The organism is Mycobacterium sp. ML4 (assembly GCF_054515735.1).
On the sequence record NZ_JBTNSY010000009.1, the window covers coordinates 202,540 to 224,588 of the forward strand.

Consider the following 22,049-nt stretch of genomic DNA (forward strand, 5'->3'; position numbering starts at 1 on the left):
TCCTGGCGGGTGACGTGCTCAACCACGAGCCGAGCCGTCCTGGTTGCGCAAAACTGCGTTGTCGGTAGAGCTTTCACGGATCGGGCGTGGATCGGGTTCGCGTCGCCGCCAGTCTTCCGGGATGGTTGCCTCCAAGATGTCGTCGTATGTGACGACTCCGAGAACGCGGTCGTGATCGTCCACGACGGGGATGGCGACCAGGTTGTAGTCGGCCATGAGGAGCGCGACATCCGTAAGGTCGGCGTCCGGCGTGACCCGTACCGGATCGACGTCCAGCAAGTCGGCCACCGGTGTGTCAGGGGCCGATTGCAGCAGCCGGATCACCGACACCACCCCGACGAGTTCACCGGCAGGGTCGACGGCATGCATTTTCAGCAAAGCCTCTGGTTGCATCGTGCGGGCGCCGGCGAGAATGGACAGTGCCTGAGCCGCGGTGCAATCCGTTGCGCACGAGGCCACATCGACGCTCATCAGCCCGCCGGCGGTAGCCGGGTTGAACCCCATCAGCGTGATCACTTTGGTGCGCTGCCCCGCCGGCAGCAGGTCGAGCACTCGGCGCCGCCGCTGCTGGCGCAACTCGGCTATGGCGTCGGCCGCGTCATCGGCGCGCATCCGGGCCAGAACTCCGGCGACGTCGGTGTCGCTCATGTCGTTGAGGAGTTTGTTGGCCATGTCGGGCTCGAGTTCCTCAAACACGTCGGCTTCCAGCTCGGGATCGCTGTGGATGCGATCGAGGATCTCCCCGCCCTCCTGCTTGCTGGCGTCTTCCAGGAGGTCGGCGATCTGCGCCGGTTTCAGCTTCCCGACCCGGCCCTTGGGGCGTTCAAGGCTGGTGTGCCGGTGTCCGATCAGCGGTTCGAATGCTTTCCAGTCTCGGCTGGCATGCCCGCTGCCGGCTTTGATCAAGCCGAACAGCCGTGCCGGACGCCGCGTGTCCAGCCGGGCCAACACCCAGCCCGCGCCGGTCTCCTCCAGTTCCACGTCGTAGGCATGCACCAGCTCGGCCGCCGGAACATCGATGAGCCGGTGATCGAGCAGATCGGCACGCAGCAGCACCTCGCCGCGCCTACGCTCGAAGGCCCGCAGATCCACTTTGTTCTTCGACAACGCCATGTGGTCGGTGGCCCATTCGGTGATCTGCTCCCATGGGACGTAGACGCGGCGCCCCCCGATACCCACCACGAGTCCGCTCACCGGCGGATAAATATCAGTGCCTTGCAGGCGTACGACCACGTCGTCTACCCGCCCCACCGTGTCGCCGGACTTGGCGATCACCGGTCGGCCGAGCAACTCGGATAGGTGAACCGTCGCAGGCGACCCGGATACGCGGCCGGCGGCTCCGCGCGATGCGTCGGCACTCATAGCGGCTCCTCGGCGTGGAGATTGGCGACCCTCACGGATTACACGCTCTACACGAAGAGGAGATGAACAACGCGCGACAGGCGCCCGGATGGGCAGTGACACGCGGTCAGGACACAACAGTCGTCGGGGTACACCCCGTGCGCGATCGGCCGGGCGCGCTGGTGTCGGCGATCCCGGCACCCGCGGCGCTGCTGATCAACCGTCGCTTGCCGACCTGAGTTCCTTCTGCCCGTTGGAGTGATCGCCGTTGGACCCGGCGCCATTGCGGCGTTCGCGTAGCGCGGTCAGTGCCCGCTGCTCGGTGGCGTGGGCCGCCTCGCGCAGTGCCGCCGCCTCGGCCGCCGGATCGGCGAACAGGAAGCTGCCCTGGCCGGGGCGCCCGCCCATACCGAGTTTGTTCAGCCGCTTGGGCACCGGTGCACCCTGGTATTCCAGCGGGAGCGGGTGGCCGTGTTCGTCGACCGCAGCGAGGGGCTGGTGCACCTCGATGTAGGCGCCGTGGGGCAGTCGTTTGATGATGCCGGTTTCGATGCCGTGCGCGAGCACCGCGCGGTCGCTGCGCTGCAGGCTGATGCACCAGCGGTAGGTGATGAAGTAGACGATCGGCGGCAGCACCACCATCCCGATGCGCCCGATCCACGTCATCGCGTTCAACGAGATGTGGAACTTGTAGGCGATGATGTCGTTGAACGACGAGAACGTCAGCACGATGTAGAACGCGATCGCCATGGCTCCGATCGACGTACGTACCGGGACGTCGCGGGGACGCTGCAGCAGGTTGTGGTGTGCGGTGTCACCGGTGAACCGCTTCTCCAGGAACGGGTAGGCCACCAGCCCGCCGAGGATGACTCCCATCAACACCGCCACGGCGACCGCGGCCGGAATCGTGTAGTGCCCGATGTAGATTTCCCACGCCGGCCACAATCGGACCAGGCCGTCGGTCCACATCATGTAGAAGTCGGGTTGCGATCCCGCAGCCACCTGAGAAGGCTTGTAGGGGCCCAGGTTCCAGATCGGATTGATCTGCATCAGGCCACCCATCAAGCCCAGCACTCCGACGATCGCGGCGAAGAAGGCGCCCGATTTCACCGCGAACACCGGCATCACGCGCACGCCGACCACGTTGTGCTCGGTGCGCCGTGGTCCGGGGAACTGGGTGTGCTTCTGAAACCACACCAACGCCAGGTGTACGCCGATCAGCGCCAGCATGATCCCTGGGAACACCAGGATGTGGATGGCGTACAGCCGTGGGATGAGGATGTTGCCGGGGAAGTCCCCACCGAACAGTCCCCAGTGCAGCCAGGTGCCGATCACGGGTATTCCCAAGGTGATTGACGACAGCGCCGCCCGCAGGCCGGTGCCCGAGAGCAGGTCGTCGGGCAGTGAGTAGCCAAAGAAACCCTCGAACATGGCCAGGATCAGCAACAGCGACCCGATCACCCAGTTGGCTTCGCGCGGGCGCCGGAACGCGCCGGTGAAGAAGACCCGGGCCATGTGGACCATGATCGAGGCGGCGAACATCAATGCGGCCCAGTGATGAACCTGGCGCACGAACAACCCGCCCCGCACTTCGAAGGAGATGTTCAGCGCCGTCTCGTAGGCCCGCGACATCTCGACGCCGCGCAGCGGCTGATAGACCCCGCTGTAGGTGACCTCCGCCATCGACGGGTCGAAGAACAACGTCAGGTACACCCCGGTCAGCAGCAACACGACGAAGCTGTACAGCGCGATCTCACCGAGCAGAAAAGACCAGTGTGTCGGGAACACCTTGTTCAGCTGGCGCCGCAGCGCAGCCGACGGGTGGTAGCGGGTGTCGATCTCGTCGGCCTGGCGGGCCAACTTAGCCTCTACGTCGATTCTCGGACTCATGTGATCTGTGCCAATCCGTCGCGGTTGTCGGGGGTGTGCAGGGACGGGTTCGTCCGTCGAGTGCGTGGGCTGCCTCGATCGCCGAGAAGAGACAGCGTGACATTTACTAGACTAGTTGTTCACTAGTGTATGAGCAATGCAGTTATGGCCTAACTGTCCACCGCCTGTTTCATCCGGCCGCCGCGGCATGCTGTGACGCGATCGAGCCACAGCACGACCAGCGCGTGGGGCACGGTGAGGGCCAGCAGCAGGCGCAGCGTGTCGGCGAGTAACACGGTTGAATTCGGCGTCGCGACGCTGAACCAGCCGAGAACGGCCAACGCGATCCACGCCGCAAGGGTGGGTATGGCGGCGAGTCGGACCAGACGCAGGACCGCCGTACCGGGGCGTCCGGCGACCACCAGGGCGGCGCACGTTGGCTCCACTGTCAGGAGGCGGGCGCAATGGCGCAGCGCGTGCCAGCCGCCGAACCAGACGGCGAATGCGATCACGGGTGGCGCCAGCAGACCCGCGGCGCCGACGAGGAGGATGTCGCCGGCGACCGCGGGGTGATGCGACTTCAGCGAACCGCAGATCGCGACCAGCGCCGCCGCGAGCCAGATTGCGAGAAGGGCTTTCTGTAGCGGCTGCCGGCCCACTGCCGACGCCAGGGCAGGCGAGACCGTCGTCGCCACCGCTCTCAGCTGATCGCCGCAACGCGCCAGTGGCAGAACCAGTGCGCCGGTGCCCGCGACGATGATCGAACCAGCCATCCACGCCGGCGGGTGCCAGTCCGTGAGCCGATGAACCACCTCGAGCTCGCCGAGGCCGAAATGCAGGGCGCTAAGGGTGATCGCCAGTATCAGCGCGATCGGGTCCGCCCACTGCAAAAGCGCAAACGCACCGGCGGCTACGCCTGCGTACACGGCCGCGACGAGCACCATCGGCGTGTTGCCGGCCAGCCGCGTGGCGATCACGTGGTCCGCTGCGCCGTGCGGTACTCCGAGCAAGAAGCCGAACGCGGCGATGTGCAGGACGACCGGACCGGGGACTGCGGGCAGTCCGACGGTGCACCCGCCAAATGCGAGTACCGCGCCTAGCAGCAAACACCTGGACCAGCTCGCAGCGATCTTCAGCGGATCAGCGGTCGCCGGTCGCGTCGGGCGCCGCGACGCAAGAGCGTGGCCACGAGCTGCCGACGGTAGTGGACCGCACTCCCCGGGATCCACGGCCCGGGGAGTGCGGTCCCGTTTCGGAGACACGCCAACCGTCAACTACGCGGTGGTCGCGGCCGGAACCGCGGTCAGGCCGTTGCGGCCGGTGTTCCGCTTTGGCCGCGCCGGGCGACCGATGCGGTAGACCGGCTGCCGTTGGCCTGCGCGACGGCAGTCACGTCACCATGCGCACCCTCTTCGACCGCGAAGCCCGGGTCGTCGGCTTGAGACTTCAGGCGCGCGATCTTGTAGATCAGCAAGCCGTAGAGGCACTTGGACAAGATGTCGGCAACGGAGTAGCCGCCCTGCTTGATCACCCACGAGGACGCACCGGCGCCGGCCGCGTAGAGCGGAATGATGTAGGCGATGGGGTAGACGCCCCATGTGCCCAGCAGCAGGTAGCGAATCCCGCTCACGGTGCTCCGCACGGCCGCCGGCTGACGGTCCAGCGAGCGGGTCAGCTCGACGAACAGCACGTAGAGGATGTAGAGGAAGGGAATCGTAGACAGCAATCCGAAGACGTTGCGCAGCGTGTTGTTGTCGCTGATCTCCCCGGGATAACCCAGGCCGATCATCAGGGCTGCCGCCGGGATCAGCCGGTAGAGCAGTGAATTCTGCAACTTGCGCGCCAGTGTCAGCACGACGACGAGTTCGGTCAACAGCAACGGCACCGTCAGAAACCAGTCGACATAGCGGTATGCCTCGTTGAACGACACCCCGGCGGCCTGGACGTAGGTGCCGCGGCCGCCCTGTGCGTTGGTGACGAACGCGGCCTTGAACGACTCGAAGATGCGGAAGTAGTGATAGGCCGCGATCCCGCAGACGATCGCGGAGATCACCACGGCCTGCCGGTAGCGCGCCAGCACGCGTCCCTGACTGGCCAGCAGAAAAATCGCGGTGAACAGCTGTGCCGCGATCGAGAAGGAAAGGACGTTGTAGACGGTGTCGAATTGGGAGTGGGTCAGTTCTTTCGGGATCATCGTTGAACCTTTGAACGTGATGGGGCAAGCTAACAGCCAGATCGTACATTAATGGACAATCCATCCACTAGTGGTCAGCTGAGAAACTTTTGGTACCACTGGCCACCGAGTACATTCGGAACACCTGTGAGTTGCCGCCCAAGCCCGGAGCGGGAAAGGACTAACGCCCATGGCACCTGGTCACGACACCCGGTCGGGTGGGACGGGTGAGGACGCCCGGATCGTCCGGACCAGGGCCGACGTCGCGCGCACGGCGTTCGACGTGCTGGTGAGCGAGGGATCTGAGGCGTTGACGCACGCTCATGTCGCTGAGCGGGCCGGCTATTCGAAGACCACCGTCTACAAGCACTGGCCCACCAGGTTCGACCTGGCCGCCATAGCTCTGCAGGCTTTGGGTGAGGTTAGACACCACCAGCCCACCGGCGATCTCCGTGCCGATCTGATCGGCGAGCTCACGGCGTTTCGCCAGGCCGTGCTCGACCACCGGCTCGACCAGGTGCTCTCGGCGATGGCTCAGTGGGCTACCGACGAGATGATGAGGCAGCTTCGGCACCAGATCAACACCGAGGGACAGCGGACCATCCGCACCATCCTGGAAACGGCCTTCGAAGGGGCAGAACTGGAAGCGGCCATCTCCATGCTCTCCGGCGTGGTGGCGTGCCCGTCGGTGATGTTCGGCGCCTTGCCTGACGACGAGGTCATCGAGGCGGCGGTGGACATGGTTCTGCGCACCGCGGGCTGAAGACCCAATTTCGGCCGATCGCGCCAAGGCGCTAGGTTGACGGGGTGACTGAGGCAGCCACTGACACCTCCAGCGAGGCCGCCGTTGTTGGCGGCAAACCCCCCTTCGTGTCCCGTTCAGTCCTGGTCACCGGTGGAAACCGGGGGATCGGTCTGGCGATCGCCCAACGGCTGGCAACCGACGGCCACAAGGTGGCCGTAACCCATCGCGGATCGGGGGCGCCTGACGGTCTGTTCGCCGTCGAGTGCGACGTCACCGACAACGACGCCGTCGATCGCGCGTTCAAAGAGGTCGAAGAGCACCAGGGTCCGGTCGAGGTGCTGGTGTCCAACGCCGGGGTGTCCGCGGACGCATTCCTGATCCGAATGACCGAGGAGCGGTTCGAGAAGGTCATCGACGCGAACCTGACCGGAGCGTTCCGGGTGGCGCAGCGGGCGGCGCGCAGCATGCAGCGGAAGAAGTTCGGCCGGATGATCTTCATCGGTTCGGTCTCCGGCAGCTGGGGCATCGGGAACCAGGCCAACTACGCTGCTTCCAAGGCCGGCGTCATCGGCATGGCCCGCTCCATCGCCCGCGAGCTGTCGAAGGTCAACGTGACGGCGAACGTGGTGGCCCCGGGCTACATCGACACCGATATGACCCGCTCGCTGGACGAGCGGATCCAAGAGGGGGCCTTACAATTCATCCCGGCCAAGCGGGTCGGTACCGCCGCCGAGGTTGCCGGGGTGGTCAGCTTCCTGGCATCCGAGGATGCGAGCTACATCTCCGGCGCGGTCATTCCGGTCGACGGCGGCATGGGTATGGGCCACTGATCTCCATCAACCTAAGGACGGACAGGGTATGACAGGACTGCTCGAAGGCAAACGGATCCTGGTCTCCGGGATCATCACCGACTCGTCGATCGCGTTCCACATCGCCAAAGTCGCCCAGGAGCAGGGCGCTTCGCTGGTGCTGACCGGGTTCGACCGGCTGCGGTTGATCCAGCGCATCGTGGACCGGCTACCGGAGAAGGCTCCGCTGATCGAACTGGACGTGCAGAACCAGGAACACCTGGACAGCCTGGCGGCCCGGGTGACCGAGGTCATCGGCGAAGGCAACAAGCTCGACGGCGTCGTGCACTCGATCGGTTTCATGCCGCAGAGCGGGATGGGCATCAACCCCTTCTTCGACGCGCCCTACCAGGACGTTTCCAAGGGCATCCACATCTCCGCGTACTCCTATGCCTCGCTGGCAAAGGCGTTGCTGCCGATCATGAACCCCGGCGGCGGCATTGTTGGCATGGACTTCGACCCCACCCGCGCGATGCCGGCCTACAACTGGATGACGGTCGCCAAGAGCGCGCTGGAGTCCGTCAACCGGTTCGTCGCGCGTGAGGCCGGAAAGTACGGTGTGCGCTCGAATCTCGTTGCCGCCGGCCCGATCCGCACGCTCGCTATGGCAGCGATCGTGGGTGGCGCACTCGGCGACGAGGCGGGCGCCCAGATCCAGCTGCTCGAAGAAGGCTGGGACCAGCGTGCGCCGATCGGCTGGAACATGAAGGATCCCACGCCGGTCGCCAAGACGGTGTGCGCGCTGCTCTCCGAATGGCTGCCGGCTACCACGGGCGACATAATCTACGCCGACGGCGGCGCTCACACTCAATTGCTTTAGGTGACAATGCAATTCGACGCGGTCCTGCTGTTGTCATTCGGCGGGCCGGAAGGGCCGGAGCAGGTCCGGCCGTTTCTGCAGAACGTCACCCGCGGCCGCAACGTGCCACCCGAGCGGTTGGATGACGTCGCGCAGCACTACCTGCATTTCGGCGGCGTGTCGCCGATCAACGGCATCAACCGCGCGTTGATCGCCGAACTACGCAAGCAGCAGGACCTGCCGGTGTATTTCGGCAACCGCAACTGGGCGCCCTACATCGAGGACACCGTTGCGGCCATGCGCGACAACGGTGTCCGCCGTGCGGCCACTTTCACCACCTCTGCGTGGAGTGGCTATTCCAGCTGTACGCAGTACGTCGAGGACATCGCCCGGGCCCGGGCAGCGGCCGGTCCCGGTGCACCGGAGCTGATCAAGCTGAGGACTTATTTCGACCACCCGCTGTTCATCGACATGTTCGCTGAGGCCGTCGGTGCGGCCGCGCAGACCGTGCCGAAGGATGCCCGGCTGGTCTTCACCGCGCATTCCATCCCCACGGGCGCTGACCGACGTTGCGGGCCCAACCTGTACAGCCGCCAGGTCGCTTATGCTGCAAGGCTTGTCGCCTCAGCCGCGGGGTATGGCGAGCATGACCTGGTGTGGCAGTCGCGCTCGGGTCCGCCACAGGTGCCCTGGCTGGAACCTGACGTGGGTGACCACCTCACGACGCTGGTCGCAGCGGGCACCAAGGCCGTAATCGTCTGTCCCATCGGTTTTGTCGCCGACCATATCGAGGTGGTGTGGGATCTCGACCACGAGTTGCGGCTGCAAGCCGACGATTTGGGCATTGCATTGGCCCGCGCCGGTACGCCCAACGCCGACCCTCGATTCGCCCGGTTAGCAATCGATTTGATCGACGAGCTACGCGACGGTCGCGAGCCCGCGCGTGTCACCGGTTCCGGCCCGGTGCCGGGATGTCTGGCCAGTGTCGACGGCGCCCCGTGCCGTCCACCGCACTGCGCTGCCGGCTAGTCCGTCCACGCCGAATGCAGGATCGCGTCGACCGCCGCCATGCGCGCCGAGCGCACCACGGCGGTCAACGGCCGCAGCGCGTCGGTCGCGATCTGACCTTCCGACGACGATTGCGTCCCAATGAGTTCCGGCCCGCCCGTCATATGGTCGGACAGCCGGCTCAAGCCGGCGCTGACAGCGATGATCGCGTCGACGTGTGCGGCATTCTCCAGCACCCGCAGCGCGCGCGTCGGTGCGTGGTCGGGAACTCGGTGCTGGCGTAGCGATTCCAGCATCTGCTCGACGAGTTCCCGTGGATTGTCCACGCTCCCAGCAGATCCCAGTCCCAGCGCACCCAAAGCGTCAGCGGCCGAACGGACCGCCGACCGCAGCTCGTATTCGGCGCCGCCGAGATCGTGGTAGTCGAATGCCGGGGGGCCGGGCAGCGAGTACACCATCCAGGTCAGTGCACACAGTTCGGGCTGCCCGTATTCGGTGTCGTCGGTATCGCTGTAGGTGAAATCGGGGACGAGCCCGATCGCGGTGTGGGGGTCGGTCGTACTGCTGATGATGACGGCTTCGCCCGCGGCCAGTGCGTCCTGGGCGAACTGGGTTCCGGCAAAAAGCCCGCGCACGTCCCCGGGTACCGGCAATACCACGTTGATGGTGCCGCGCAGCGACGACGGTGGCCCGCTGATCGCCCCTCGCAACGTCTGCAGCAACGACACCGTTCCGGCATCGTTCACATCGGGCCACGGCAGACCGGTGTGACCCGCAGCGACCGCATCATAGGCGGCCACCGATTGCCTTGGCGCCCATAGTGATAACGCGTCCAGGACGTCGTCGGGCGCGGCCTTGCCCGCGAGCCAGGCGTTGGCCCACATCGACAGCGAAACACTCGGACACCACATGATCTCGCAGTGTAGTTGTTCGTCGCCGCCGACGTGGATCACGCGCGTATTCTGAGCCCATGCCCGTGGCGCTGATCTGGCTTATCGCAGCGTTGGTGCTTGTCGGTGCCGAAGCTCTCACCGGCGACATGTTTCTGCTGATGCTCGGTGGTGGCGCATTGGCGGCGTCGGGTGTCAGCTGGCTGGCCGACTGGCCGGTCTGGGCGGACGGATTGGTCTTTCTCATCGTCTCGGTGCTGTTGCTGGCTCTGGTCCGCCCGGCGCTGCGGCGCCGGCTCACCCCAGCCAAGGGACCGGTGATGGGTGTGAAGGCGCTGGAGGGCAAGAGCGCCGTGGTGCTCGACCGGGTTGCCCACGATGCCGGCCAGGTGAAGCTGGACGGTCAGGTGTGGACCGCGCGCCCGCTCAACGACGGCGACGTCTACGAACCCGGCCAGTCGGTTACCGTCGTGCACATCGACGGTGCCACCGCGGTGGTCTTCAAGAACGCTTAGCTGGTTTCGAGAAAGGAATCCCGGTGGAAGGTGCGGTTGCCGGCCTGGTCTTCCTGGCCGTTCTGGTGATATTCGCCATCGTCGTCGTGGCCAAGTCGGTCGCATTGATACCGCAGGCCGAGGCCGCGGTCATCGAGCGCCTGGGCCGGTACAGCCGCACAGTCAGCGGGCAGCTGACGTTGCTGGTGCCGTTCATCGACCGTATCCGGGCCCGGGTGGATCTGCGCGAGCGCGTGGTGTCGTTCCCGCCACAGCCCGTCATCACCGAGGACAACCTGACCCTCAACATCGACACCGTCGTCTACTTCCAGGTCACCGTGCCGCAGGCGGCGGTCTACGAGATCAGCAACTACATCGTCGGTGTGGAGCAGCTGACCACCACCACGCTGCGCAACGTGGTCGGCGGTATGACCCTCGAGCAGACCCTGACCTCCCGTGACCAGATCAACGCCCAGCTGCGCGGCGTGCTCGACGAGGCGACCGGCCGGTGGGGCCTGCGGGTTGCTCGGGTGGAGTTGCGCAGCATCGATCCGCCGCCGTCGATCCAGGCGTCGATGGAGAAGCAGATGAAGGCCGACCGCGAGAAGCGCGCGATGATCCTGACGGCCGAAGGGACCCGCCAGGCCGCGATCATGCAGGCAGAGGGTCAGAAGGCGTCGCAGATCCTGGCCGCCGAGGGTGCCAAGCAGGCGGCGATCCTGTCCGCCGAGGCAGATCGGCAGTCGCGGGTGCTGCGCGCCCAGGGTGAGCGTGCCGCCGCCTATCTGCGGGCGCAGGGTCAGGCCAAGGCCATCGAGAAGACGTTCGCCGCGATCAAGGCGGGCCGGCCCACCCCGGAGATGCTGGCCTATCAGTACCTGCAGACGCTGCCGGAGATGGCGCGCGGCGACGCCAACAAGGTGTGGGTGGTGCCCAGCGATTTCAACGCCGCGCTGCAGGGATTCACCCGCATGCTGGGCAAGCCCGGCGAGGACGGGGTGTTCCGCTTCGAACCGTCCCCGGTCGACGAGGCGCCCCGGCACGCCGCCGACGATGACGCCGAGGTCGCGGACTGGTTCTCCACCGAGACCGACCCGACGGTCGCGCAGGCCGTGGCCAAGGCGGAGGCGATAGCGAACAAGCCGGTGGAGCGGCCGCTGGGCGTGCCTCCCGAGTTGCATCAATAGGATTGCCGGATGAGCACTGTGACTTCACCGAGGACATACGCGGCGTTGGCGGCGTTTCATGCCGTCGACGCGGTGGCGTGCGCAGTCCAGATGCCCCCTATCCGGAAGGTGTTGGACACCGTCGAAGTTCCCGAGAATGTGAGGCCCGTCCTGCCGGTGGTCAAGGCTGCGGCGGCGGTGGGGCTGGCGTCGGTGAACCGCTTTCCGGCACTGGCCAGGCTGACTACCGCGATGCTGACGGTGTACTTCGCGCTGGCGGTAGGCGCCCATATCCGGGTGCGGGACAAGGTGGCCAATGCGGTTCCGGCCGTGCTGTTCCTGGCCCTGTTCGCGGCGATGACCGCTAAGGGGCCAGAAGGCACTTAATCCAACCGCAGCTCGCGGGTGCCACGCATGACATCCCTATGTCGCGAGCGTGCTGTTTCGCACCCTCGCGACAGGGACTACCGCGGGGGAGTCGGCGATGCGCTCGGGTTCCCCGACGGTGGTGCCGGCGGCTGGCCCGGTCCCGGCGGTTGCTGCCCGGGCAGCGGGCCCGGTCCCATCGGCGGCGGACCACCCGGGAACGGGGCCCGCAATCCGGGGCCGCCCGGACCCATCGGAGGCGGTGCCATCCCCATCGGGCCTCTGGGACCGGCCATCGGCCCACCGGGTCCGCCTGGCGGCGGGAATCCGAAGTGCGATGCGCCGGGCGGGCCGAAACCCGGACCCGGCGGCGGAGGGGTAGGCCCGAACCCGAACGCCATGATCAGAAGCGCCGTACCAGCGGTGACGACGGCGCCCACCAGCCCGCCGAGGATGCCGGCGCCCACCACCACGCGCGTGGAATGGCGGGGCTTTTGCGCGACCACCGGTGCCACGGGCGCGGCGGGCGCCGCGGTCGGTGGGGGTACGGGTGCGGCGACTGACGGATCAGTCGTCGGGGTGTCGTCGGAGGTCATGCGACTCCTCACGTCGTTGGACTGTTGCAGTCGCGACGGTAAGAGCCGAACTTGAAGTGGACCTGAAGAAATCAGGACGGTCCCGGCGGCAGGGGTGGCGGACCCGGGACCAGACTGGGCGGCGCCGAGGTCGGAACGACGCTGGACAGCGCCGGAGGAGGCGTCGGTGGCGTCGTCGAGAACTGCGGATACGGCGGCGGAGGCAGTTCGACGCGGACGGTGAAGACCAGGCCGGTCACCGCGAACGCGGCCGTCGCGCCGACTGCCACGCCCGCCAGCCCGGCGCCGATCAGCGCGCCGAGGGAATACCGTCGCGCTGGTGCTGGGTGGGTGGTGCCGTCGGGAGCCATACGGGGATTGTGCGCCGTCGCTGTGAAATGCGGCCGCAAATGCGCGGGCCGGTCGTGGTCACGACTAAGAATGAGGGCATGACGGACAGCCGTTCGGCGACGGATCAGTTCAGTGTCGGCACGCCGCGCGTGCTGGTGGTCGAAGACTCCGAAACGATCCGCGAGATGGTCAGCGAGGCGCTGGCTGATGTCGGCTACCACACCGACACGCGTTGCGACGGTGACGGATTGGAGCAGGTGCTGGCCGGGTTGCGGCCCGACCTGGTGGTGCTCGACGTGATGCTGCCGGGCCGGGACGGATTCGAGCTCATCGACGTGGTCCGCGAGTACGGCGACGTCGGGATCGTGTTGATCACCGCGCGTGACGGACTGCCGGACCGGTTGCGCGGCCTCGACGGCGGCGCCGACGACTACGTCGTCAAGCCGTTCGAGCTGGCCGAACTGGTGTCCCGGGTGGGCGCTGTGCTGCGGCGGCGGGGACGGCTGCCCAAGGTGATCCAGTTCGGTGACGTGATCCTCGACGTCGACGCCGGGGTGGCGGCACGTGACGGCCATCAACTGGACCTGACCGCCACTGAATTGCGGTTGCTGGAATTCCTCGTCGAACAGCGCGGCCGGATTGTCAGTGCCAACCAGATCCTCAGTGCGGTGTGGGGCTACGACGCGTACGACGCCAATCTGGTGCAGGTGCACGTGAGTAGCCTGCGGCGCAAACTCGAGGCGCATGGGCCACGGGTCGTGCAGACAGTGCGCGGGATCGGGTATCGCTTGCAGCCGCACCGCTCATGACGGTCGAACCGGGCACCGCCACCCCGTCGTTGCAGCGCCGGGTGTTGCTGCTGGTGCTGGCGCTGCTGGTCGTGCTAGTGGCGGTGCTCGGGGTGACGATCGACGTCAGCCTGGGGATGCAGGCGCGCCGCAATCTGCACGACCGGCTGCTGGCCGCCACGTCGCGGGCCGATGCCCTGGTCGCCGCCAATACCCCGCCCGAGCTGCTGGCCGCTCAACTGAACGGCGGCACCGTGCGCGCGTTGGTGGTCATGGCCGACGGCGCCGGCTACGGCGATCCCGGCATCAGCCCTGACATCAAAGCCGGGTCGGTGGTGCCGCCTCCCGGGTTCCCGCCACCGCCCGGCCACCCGCTCGCACCGATGCCGATCCCACCGTCGGGTCGGCCATCAAGACCCCCGCCGTTGCCTCCGCCGCCGCCCGGGCCGCCGCCCGACGGCAGCGCGACGGTGGTGGTACACCCGCTGCCCGACGGTGCCCGGCTGATTCTGGTTGCCGACACCACCCAGACCATGCAGGTGACCCGGCAATTGCGGCAACTGATGGTCGGCGCGGGTCTGGTGACGCTGGTGGTGGCGGCGCTTTTGCTGATCGCCGTCAGCAAGGCAGCACTGCGGCCTTTGGACCGGTTGACGACCCTGGCCAGGGGCATCGCCACCGGTGACCGGGGGCGGCGCCTGCGCCCCTCGCGCACCGACACCGAATTAGGTCGTGCGGCAGCCGCTTTCGACTCAATGCTGGATGCGTTGGAGGACTCCGAATTGCGGGCGCAGCAGGCGGCGGCGGCGGCCCAGCGTGCCGAGGCCGCCACCCGGCAGTTCCTGGTAGACGCCGCTCACGAGTTGCGAACCCCGATCGCGGGCATGCAAGCGGCCGCCGAACAGCTCGCCGCCCATGAGAGCGATTCGCAGGCGAGTGCCCAGTACCGGCGGGCCAGCCTGTTGCAGTCCGATGCCCGCCGAGCGGGCAGGCTGGTGGCCGACATGCTGGATCTGAGTCGCATCGACGCCGGTCTGCCGCTGGACGTCCACGACACCGACCTGGCCGTCATCGTCGACGCGGAGGCGCAGCGGGCCGCGATGCTGGCCCCGCGGCTATCGATCGTGCGGACCGGAGTGGACAAGCTGACAATCCCGGCGGACCCGACGAGGGTTGCGCAGATCCTGTCCAATCTGCTGGACAACGCCCGCCGGCACACCCCGGCCGGCGGGACGGTGACCATCGACCTGAGCGTCGACCCCGCGGCGGCGCAGGTGACGGTCACCGACACCGGCCCGGGCATTCCCGACGCCGAGCGCTTCCGCGTCTTCGAGCGGTTGGTGCGTTTGGACGCCGGGCGCGCCCGCGACCACGGCGGCGCCGGGCTGGGCCTGCCGATCGCCCGCGCGCTGGCCCGGGCCCACGGTGGCGACCTGGTCTGTCTGGCGCATGACGGGGGTGCGCGGTTCCGGCTGAGTCTGCCGGTCAGGGTCAGCTGAGTCGTTAGCCGGTCACGACGGTCAGACCCCACTGGTCCAGCCACGGCCGTACCAGTTCGGCCACCGAGAACGTCGCGGGTGTGGAACAGGTCGGGTTGGGTTCGTTCGGACGCCCGCCGCGGATGTGGATCCCGACGGCCGCCGCGCCGTCGGGCCGGATGAGGTAGACGGGGCCACCGGAATCGCCGCATTGGCTGGGTGCCAGAAACGCGACCTTGCTTTCGGTGACGTCGGTGATCTGCCCGCATGCCATCCGGCCGGTGCGCATGCCGCACTTGCACAGCTGCTCCCCGATTCGCAGGTCGCCGGCGACGCCGCTGACCGGCATCGGCCCAGTGATTGACGCCGTCCGGGGGACTTTGTCCGAATCGAGCATCACCAGCCCGATGTCGTGGGCTTCGCCGCGCGTTCCCTCGCTGACGGTTTGGGTGAATGTGCCCACCGTCTGGTAAGGGACGGAACCGGAGTTCATGCTCACCTTGCTCCCTTCGCCCGGCCGGTTGCAGTGTCCGGCGGTGAGCACTCCGGTCTGGCCGCCCGCGGTGCGAACCAGAAAACCCGCGGTACAGGCCATTCCGCCGGTTCCGTCGGCGTAGGCGACGGCGATGGCGGCGCCGGGCCCGATTGCGCTCGCGGCCGGGAGGGTCACCAGCGGCTGCACCGGCGCCCTGCGGGGTCCGGGCAAAAACATCGTCACGATGAACGACGCCGCGCTCAACAGCGCGACCAGCGACAGCCGCCAGCTATAGGTCCCGGCGCGCCGGGATGCCCGCAGGGGCCAGGCTGCCACCCCGAGGCACAGCACCGCTCCGGCCACGAGCATGATCGTGCGCGCCGACGCCAGATGAGCAAACTGCACGGCGAGTGGTCAGGGCGCGACAGCGGGTTCGGAGAGCGGCTCGGTGACAGATTCGGCAGTGTGCCGGTGGTGGCGGCGATACTGGCGGATCTCATAACCCAATCCGCACAGACCGAGCGCGGCCGTGCCCACCGAAACCAGTACCAACAACGGGTTGCCGTCTCCGGCGAACGCGTTGCCCAGGATCGCCACCGCGGCTGTGCCGGGCAGCAGGCCAACCACCGTCGAGCACATGTACGGCATGATGCGCACGGCCGAGGCGCCTGCGGCGTAGTTGATCGCCGAGAACGGCACGGCGGGGATGAACCGCAGCGACAAGATGGCCAGCCAACCCCGCTCCCGCAGTCGCTGGTCGAGACGGACGATGGTCCGGCTGCGGACCAGGCGGTTGAGCCGCCACCCGGTCGCGCGGACCAGCAGCGTCGCCAGAACGGCGCTGGCGGTGCTGGCCGTGACCGCGATGGCCACACCGATCACAGGTCCGAACAGTAGCCCGGCCGCCAGCGTGAAGGCGGTGCGGGGAAACGGCGGCACCGTGACGACGGTGTGGACGAGCCAGAACGCCAGCGGAAACCACGGTCCCAGCGACCGGGCCCAGTCACGCATTTCCATTGCCGTGGGCAGCGGAACCAACAATGCCACCGCCACCAGAACTGTGATTCCCACCACGCTTGCGACCAGCCTCGGCAGCGACGCCTGACGCGCGCCCGAGACCACGGCCATGGCGACACCGCGCACCGTATCGGTGGTCTTGCAGATCGCGGCGGTCGTCACGGCTCAAGAGTACGGGGCGAAGATGAATACCGAGTTGCCCCGGACTGGCGTTTCGCCGTGGCGGTGTTGCGCTCGCCGGCACCTCGATTCCTGGATTCCGGTGCCGATCAATTAGCCTTGTTAGTTAAGCGACAAGACGGAAGTGAGCCGAAGCAAGACTGTTGATTGCTGCGGAAACAGGAGCAAATCGGTGTCCATCGACGTACCCGAGCTCGCCGACCTAGAACAGGTTCGCGGGCGCTGGCGCAGTGCGGTTGCCGGTGTGTTGTCCAAGAGCGCCCGTGTCGATCCGGCCGACCTCGGCGACCACCCTGAGCAGCGGCTGGAGACCCCGACCTACGACGGGTTCGTGATCCGGCCGCTCTATACCGCGTTCGACGAGCTGCCCGAGCCGCCGTTACCAGGACTATGGCCCTTCGTTCGCGGCGGCGACGCATCGCGGGACGTCAAGTCGGGCTGGAAGGTCGTCGAGGCGTTTCCCGCGCCCGGTGTGCCGGCAGGTGAGGCCAACGGCGCGCTGTTGACCGCACTCGGCGAAGGCGTCGGCGGGCTCTTGCTGCGGGTGGGGGAGTCCGGCGTGGCTCCCGACCAGATCGCGGCCCTGCTCGAGGGCGTGTACCTGAGCATGGCGCCGGTCATCGTCGACGCAGGAGCCGACTATGCGGCCGCCGCTGACGCGATGCTGACGCTGGTCGACCAGGTCGACGCCGAGCAGCGCGCGACCGTGTCGGTGGACCTGGGCGCCGACCCGCTGACCGCAACCCTGAGCGAGCGCGGCGCTCCGCTGCTCGAGGACGTCGTCTCGGTCGCGAAACGTACCGTCGAGCGGCCGGGCGTGCGGTCGATCACCGTCGACGGCCCCGCTTTTCACAACCTGGGCGCCACCGCCGGCTGGGAACTCGGCGCGACGATCGCCGCGGCGGTCACTTATCTGCGGGCACTCACCGAAGCGGGGCTGCCGGTCCAACAGGCGCTGCGTCAGATCAGCTTCCGGCTCGCCGCCGATGACGACCAGTTCATGACGCTGGCCAAGATGCGTGCGGCGCGCCAGTTGTGGGCGCGTGTCGCCGAGGTGGTTGGTGATCCCGACGGCGGTGCGGCCGTCGTGCACGCCGAGACGTCGCTGCCGATGATGACCCAGCGGGACCCGTGGGTGAACATGCTGCGCTGCACGCTGGCGGCCTTCGGCGCCGGCGTCGGCGGCGCCGACACCGTGCTGGTGTACGCGTTCGACGTATCCATCCCCGGCGGCTGGCCGGGCACCGCGACGAGCTTCGCGCGCCGGATCGCCCGCAACACGCAGTTGCTGCTGCTGGAGGAGTCGCATGTCGGACGGGTGCTCGATCCGGCCGGCGGGTCGTGGTTTGTCGAGGATTTGACGCGGGAGCTGGCCGAGCGGGCCTGGCAGCACTTCCAGTCCATCGAGTCGCGCGGCGGGTTCGCCGTGGCCCATGGCTACCTGGTGGATGAGATCGGATCGCTCGCCGCCAGACGCGCCGAGGACATCGCGCACCGCCGCATCGCCATCACCGGCGTCAACGAATTCCCGAATCTTGGCGAAGCGCCGCTGCCGCAAGGTGATTCGCTGGGGCGTTCGGGACGGGTGCGGCGCTACGCCGCCGAGTTCGAGGCGCTGCGCGACCGTTCGGACGTCTATCTCGCCGCGCATGACAAGCGGCCGCAGGTGTTGCTGCTGCCGCTGGGGCCGCTGGCCGAACACAACATCCGCACCACCTTCGCCGCAAACCTGTTGGCATCCGGCGGCATCGAGGCGATCAACCCCGGCACCGTCGAGGCTGCAGATGTCGCGCAGGCCGTCACCGGCGCGGGGTCACCGACGGTGGCGGTGATCTGCGGCACCGACCGGCGCTACGCGGACGAGGTGCCCGGCGTGGTACAGGCCGCCCGTGCCGCCGGCATCGAACGGGTGTACCTGGCCGGGCCGGAAAAGGCTGTAGATCATTCCGGCCAGCGGCCCGACGGGTACTTGACCGCGAAAATGGATGCAGTCGAAGCGCTTTCGGATCTGCTCTTCAGGCTGGGGGCATAACGATGACAGCTACGGTCCCCTCGATTGGCAGCTTCGCCGACGTCCCGTTCGACAGTGACCGCCCATTGACCAAGCCAACCGCGGCCGCGGTTGAAAAGCATGTCGCCGCGGCGGCGAAAGCGCACTGGTATAGCCCCGAGCAGCTGCAGTGGCAGACTCCGGAGGGTATCGAGGTCAAGCCGGTGTACATCGCCGAAGACCGGGCAGCGGCCGAGCAAGAAGGCTACCCGCTGCACAGCTTCCCGGGTGAGCCGCCGTTCCTGCGTGGTCCCTACCCGACGATGTATGTCAACCAGCCATGGACCATTCGTCAGTACGCGGGCTTCTCCACCGCCGCCGAATCCAACGCGTTCTACCGTCGCAACCTGGCGTCCGGTCAGAAGGGTCTGTCGGTGGCCTTCGACCTGGCCACCCACCGCGGCTACGATTCCGACCATCCCCGCGTCCAGGGCGACGTCGGAATGGCCGGCGTGGCAATCGATTCCATCCTCGACATGCGCCAGCTGTTCGACGGCATCGACCTGTCAGCAGTGTCGGTGTCGATGACGATGAACGGGGCGGTGCTGCCGATCCTGGCGCTGTACGTGGTGGCCGCCGAGGAGCAGGGGGTGCCGCCGGAGAAGCTGGCCGGCACCATCCAGAACGACATCCTCAAAGAGTTCATGGTCCGCAACACCTACATCTACCCGCCCAAGCCCTCGATGCGGATCATCTCCGACATCTTCGCCTACACCAGCGCCAAGATGCCGAAGTTCAACTCCATCTCGATCTCCGGCTATCACATCCAAGAGGCCGGTGCGACAGCCGATTTGGAGCTGGCGTACACGTTGGCCGACGGTGTCGAGTACATCAAGGCCGGCCTGGACGCCGGCCTGGACATCGACAAGTTCGCACCGCGCCTGTCGTTCTTCTGGGGCATCGGGATGAACTTCTTCATGGAGGTTGCCAAGCTGCGCGCCGGGCGGCTGCTGTGGAGCGAGCTGGTGGCCAAGTTCGAGCCCAAGAGTTCGAAATCGCTGTCGCTGCGCACACATTCGCAAACTTCGGGCTGGTCGCTGACCGCCCAGGACGTGTTCAACAACGTTGCCCGCACCTGCATCGAGGCGATGGCCGCCACCCAGGGCCACACCCAGTCGTTGCACACCAACGCATTAGACGAGGCGCTGGCGCTGCCCACCGACTTCTCCGCCCGCATCGCCCGCAACACCCAGCTGCTGCTGCAACAGGAGTCCGGTACCACCCGGCCGATCGACCCGTGGGCGGGTTCGTATTACGTGGAGTGGCTCACCCACCAGCTGGCGCTGCGGGCGCGCGCGCATATCGAGGAGGTCGCCGAGCACGGCGGCATGGCGCAGGCGATCGGCGAAGGCATTCCGAAGCTGCGTATCGAGGAGGCCGCCGCGCGGACCCAGGCCCGCATCGACTCCGGCCAGCAACCGGTGATCGGGGTGAATAAGTATCAGGTGGCCGAGGACCAAGAGATCGAGGTGCTCAAGGTCGAAAACAGCCGGGTGCGCGCCGAACAGTTGGCCAAACTCCAAGAGCTGCGGGCGAATCGAGACCCCGAGGAGGTTGCCGCCGCACTGGCGGAGCTGAGTCGCGCGGCTGCGGCGAGCGGGCCGGCCGGTGTGGGGGCACCTCCCGCTTGCGGGGGAGATGGGTTGGGTAACAACCTGATGGCGCTGGCCATCAATGCGGCTCGGGCCAAGGCGACCGTCGGGGAGATCTCCGACGCGCTCGAAAAGGTCTACGGACGCCACCAGGCTGAGATACGCACGATCGCCGGGGTTTACCGTGACGAGGTGGGAACCTCCCCCAATCTCGCCAAAGCAACCGAACTCGTCGAGAAGTTCGCCGAAGCCGACGGTCGCCGCCCGCGAATCCTGATCGCCAAGATGGGTCAGGACGGCCACGACCGCGGCCAGAAGGTGATCGCGACGGCGTTCGCCGACATCGGGTTCGACGTCGACGTCGGGTCGTTGTTCTCCACCCCCGAAGAGGTGGCCAGGCAGGCCGCCGACAACGACGTCCACGTCGTCGGCGTGTCCTCGCTGGCAGCCGGTCATCTGACGCTGGTGCCGGCGCTGCGCGATGCCCTGACAGAGGTGGGACGTCCCGACATCATGATCGTGGTCGGCGGGGTCATCCCACCCGGTGATTTCGATGAGTTGTACGAGGCCGGGGCCGCCGCGATCTACCCGCCCGGGACCGTCATCGCCGACTCCGCGATCGGCCTGCTGCACAAGTTGGCCGACCGGCTCGGGTACGACCTGGACTCGTAAAGCGCCGTGTCACAACGTTCACGCCTGCCCCAGCTGACCCTGCGCCGGGCGGCACCCCGATTGCCCGCCTTACAGCGACAACCTGCATTGCTTGAAGGCGGCGACGGCGTAAACGACGTTCGCTCTGCGTTGAGGGTGCAGCACACTCGGACAAACCCGCCAACACCGCAGCACCGAGTCCCCAGGGTCTGGGCATGACCGTGGAGGAACTGGCCGAGGCCATCCGCAACGGCGACCGTGCGGCACTGCCGCGCGCCATCACCATGCTCGAATCCACCCGCGCCGACCATCGCGAGCGGGCCCAGCAGCTGCTGCTAGCTCTGCTGCCGCACGCCGGCAACGCTCACCGGGTCGGGATCACCGGGGTTCCGGGGGTGGGCAAGTCCACCACCATCGAGGCGCTGGGCATGCATCTGATCGAGCAGGGCCACAAGGTGGCCGTGCTGGCCGTCGACCCGTCCTCGACGCGGACCGGTGGCTCGATCCTGGGCGACAAGACCCGGATGGCGCGGCTGGCGACGCACCCTGACGCCTACATCCGACCGTCCCCGACGTCCGGAACTTTGGGCGGCGTAGCAAAAGCCACCCGGGAGACGGTCGTGCTGCTGGAGGCGGCGGGTTTCGACGTGATCGTGATCGAAACGGTCGGGGTCGGGCAGTCCGAGGTGGCGGTGGCCAACATGGTCGACACCTTCGTCCTGCTCACCCTGGCGCGCGCCGGGGATCAGTTGCAGGGCATCAAGAAGGGTGTGCTGGAGCTCGCCGATATCGTGGTGGTGAATAAGGCCGACGGCGAGCATCTCAAGGATGCGCGGATGGCCGCCCGAGAACTCTCCGGGGCAATCAGGTTGATTCACCCCCGCGAATCACTTTGGCGGCCACCGGTTCTCACGATGAGCGCGGTGGAGGGCACCGGCCTGGTCGAGCTGTGGGAGACCATTCAGAAGCATCGCGAAGTGCTGACCGAAGCCGGCCAGTTCGAGGCGCGGCGACGTGATCAGCAGGTCGACTGGACCTGGCAGATGGTCCGCGACACGGTGTTGGACCGAGTGATGTCGAATCCTGGGGTGCGCAGGATGCGCCGGGACGTCGAACGTCGGGTTCGCGACGGCGAGCTGACCCCCGCTTTAGCGGCCCAGCAAATACTCGAGATCGCAACCTACTAACGGAAA

At 67.2% G+C, this 22,049-nt stretch carries 20 protein-coding genes and 1 pseudogene; 12 read left to right on the top strand and 9 right to left on the bottom strand.

Annotated features, from left to right (window positions below; all coding sequences use genetic code 11):
• Positions 1-18: 18 nt before the first annotated feature.
• From ACX9NE_RS12700 to ACX9NE_RS12715, 4 genes are all read right to left on the bottom strand, one after another.
• The gene (locus ACX9NE_RS12700; protein WP_459364700.1) at positions 19-1,362 is read right to left on the bottom strand and encodes a magnesium transporter MgtE N-terminal domain-containing protein; all 1,344 of its coding nucleotides are present in this window, start codon (positions 1,360-1,362) and stop codon (positions 19-21) included.
• Between the two features lie 195 nt (positions 1,363-1,557).
• Entirely contained in the window at positions 1,558-3,231 is a 1,674-nt protein-coding gene (gene qcrB, locus ACX9NE_RS12705; protein WP_459364699.1) for a cytochrome bc1 complex cytochrome b subunit, read from the bottom strand.
• Positions 3,232-3,380: 149 nt separating this feature from the next.
• Positions 3,381-4,472: a beta-carotene 15,15'-dioxygenase, Brp/Blh family gene (locus tag ACX9NE_RS12710; protein ID WP_459377728.1), complete on the bottom strand. Its 1,092-nt coding sequence runs from the start codon at positions 4,470-4,472 to the stop codon at positions 3,381-3,383.
• Between the two features lie 41 nt (positions 4,473-4,513).
• On the bottom strand, positions 4,514-5,404 hold the full coding sequence (locus ACX9NE_RS12715) for a bacteriorhodopsin-like (RefSeq protein ID WP_459364697.1): 891 nt from the start codon (positions 5,402-5,404) through the stop codon (positions 4,514-4,516).
• Between the two features lie 169 nt (positions 5,405-5,573).
• On the opposite strand from ACX9NE_RS12715, the gene ACX9NE_RS12720 reads away from it, so the two are divergent.
• From ACX9NE_RS12720 to ACX9NE_RS12735, 4 genes and pseudogenes are all read left to right on the top strand, one after another.
• A complete protein-coding gene (locus ACX9NE_RS12720; protein ID WP_459364696.1) occupies positions 5,574-6,146 on the top strand; it encodes a TetR/AcrR family transcriptional regulator in 573 nt (190 codons plus the stop codon).
• 44 nt (positions 6,147-6,190) lie between these two features.
• Positions 6,191-6,958: a 3-oxoacyl-ACP reductase FabG1 gene (gene fabG1 / locus ACX9NE_RS12725; RefSeq protein ID WP_459364695.1), complete on the top strand. Its 768-nt coding sequence runs from the start codon at positions 6,191-6,193 to the stop codon at positions 6,956-6,958.
• 28 nt (positions 6,959-6,986) lie between these two features.
• Positions 6,987-7,796: an NADH-dependent enoyl-ACP reductase InhA gene (inhA, locus tag ACX9NE_RS12730; RefSeq protein WP_459364694.1), complete on the top strand. Its 810-nt coding sequence runs from the start codon at positions 6,987-6,989 to the stop codon at positions 7,794-7,796.
• Positions 7,797-7,802: 6 nt separating this feature from the next.
• Positions 7,803-8,829: pseudogene (locus ACX9NE_RS12735) on the top strand (ferrochelatase); the annotation flags it as partial.
• Here the strand turns inward: ACX9NE_RS12735 and ACX9NE_RS12740 are convergent.
• A complete protein-coding gene (locus tag ACX9NE_RS12740; RefSeq protein WP_459364707.1) occupies positions 8,801-9,694 on the bottom strand; it encodes a hypothetical protein in 894 nt (297 codons plus the stop codon). The pseudogene ACX9NE_RS12735 and the gene ACX9NE_RS12740 overlap by 29 nt on opposite strands.
• Before the next feature lie 59 nt (positions 9,695-9,753).
• On the opposite strand from ACX9NE_RS12740, the gene ACX9NE_RS12745 reads away from it, so the two are divergent.
• From ACX9NE_RS12745 to ACX9NE_RS12755, 3 genes are read left to right on the top strand one after another with little or no spacing between them, the layout of a single operon-like run.
• A complete protein-coding gene (locus tag ACX9NE_RS12745) occupies positions 9,754-10,188 on the top strand; it encodes an NfeD family protein (protein ID WP_459364693.1) in 435 nt (144 codons plus the stop codon).
• A gap of 23 nt (positions 10,189-10,211) precedes the next feature.
• Positions 10,212-11,354, top strand: a complete 1,143-nt coding sequence (locus ACX9NE_RS12750) for an SPFH domain-containing protein (protein WP_459364692.1) — start codon at positions 10,212-10,214, stop codon at positions 11,352-11,354.
• 9 nt (positions 11,355-11,363) lie between these two features.
• Positions 11,364-11,720, top strand: a complete 357-nt coding sequence (locus tag ACX9NE_RS12755; protein ID WP_459364691.1) for a DoxX family protein — start codon at positions 11,364-11,366, stop codon at positions 11,718-11,720.
• A gap of 77 nt (positions 11,721-11,797) precedes the next feature.
• Here the strand turns inward: ACX9NE_RS12755 and ACX9NE_RS12760 are convergent, their stop codons facing one another.
• Together ACX9NE_RS12760 and ACX9NE_RS12765 are read right to left on the bottom strand one after the other, a co-directional pair.
• Positions 11,798-12,295, bottom strand: coding sequence for a hypothetical protein (locus ACX9NE_RS12760; protein WP_459364690.1), 498 nt, complete (start codon positions 12,293-12,295; stop codon positions 11,798-11,800).
• A gap of 71 nt (positions 12,296-12,366) precedes the next feature.
• Complete coding sequence (locus ACX9NE_RS12765; RefSeq protein ID WP_459364689.1) at positions 12,367-12,645, bottom strand: hypothetical protein; 279 nt, start codon at positions 12,643-12,645, stop codon at positions 12,367-12,369.
• Positions 12,646-12,723: 78 nt separating this feature from the next.
• Between ACX9NE_RS12765 and ACX9NE_RS12770 the strand changes: the two genes are divergently transcribed.
• Both ACX9NE_RS12770 and ACX9NE_RS12775 read left to right on the top strand, forming a co-directional pair.
• Complete coding sequence (locus ACX9NE_RS12770) at positions 12,724-13,434, top strand: response regulator transcription factor (RefSeq protein WP_459364688.1); 711 nt, start codon at positions 12,724-12,726, stop codon at positions 13,432-13,434.
• Positions 13,431-14,912 (top strand): HAMP domain-containing sensor histidine kinase, encoded by a 1,482-nt coding sequence (locus tag ACX9NE_RS12775; protein ID WP_459364687.1) that lies wholly within the window; start codon positions 13,431-13,433, stop codon positions 14,910-14,912. The genes ACX9NE_RS12770 and ACX9NE_RS12775 overlap by 4 nt, the downstream gene beginning before the upstream one ends.
• Before the next feature lie 4 nt (positions 14,913-14,916).
• Here ACX9NE_RS12775 and ACX9NE_RS12780 read toward each other — a convergent pair whose 3' ends face one another.
• Both ACX9NE_RS12780 and ACX9NE_RS12785 read right to left on the bottom strand, forming a co-directional pair.
• Positions 14,917-15,735 carry a S1 family peptidase gene (locus ACX9NE_RS12780; RefSeq protein WP_459364706.1) on the bottom strand — a complete coding sequence of 273 codons (819 nt, stop codon included), beginning with the start codon at positions 15,733-15,735 and terminating at the stop codon, positions 14,917-14,919.
• Positions 15,736-15,780: 45 nt separating this feature from the next.
• Positions 15,781-16,545, bottom strand: a complete 765-nt coding sequence (locus ACX9NE_RS12785) for a TVP38/TMEM64 family protein (protein WP_459364686.1) — start codon at positions 16,543-16,545, stop codon at positions 15,781-15,783.
• Between the two features lie 190 nt (positions 16,546-16,735).
• Here ACX9NE_RS12785 and mutA point away from each other — a divergent pair, with 190 nt between their 5' ends.
• From mutA to meaB, 3 genes are all read left to right on the top strand, one after another.
• A complete protein-coding gene (gene mutA, locus ACX9NE_RS12790; RefSeq protein ID WP_459364685.1) occupies positions 16,736-18,595 on the top strand; it encodes a methylmalonyl-CoA mutase small subunit in 1,860 nt (619 codons plus the stop codon).
• A 2-nt stretch (positions 18,596-18,597) separates the two neighbouring features.
• Positions 18,598-20,877, top strand: a complete 2,280-nt coding sequence (gene scpA, locus ACX9NE_RS12795) for a methylmalonyl-CoA mutase (RefSeq protein WP_459364684.1) — start codon at positions 18,598-18,600, stop codon at positions 20,875-20,877.
• Between the two features lie 194 nt (positions 20,878-21,071).
• A complete protein-coding gene (gene meaB / locus ACX9NE_RS12800) occupies positions 21,072-22,043 on the top strand; it encodes a methylmalonyl Co-A mutase-associated GTPase MeaB (RefSeq protein WP_459364683.1) in 972 nt (323 codons plus the stop codon).
• Positions 22,044-22,049: the final 6 nt, after the last annotated feature.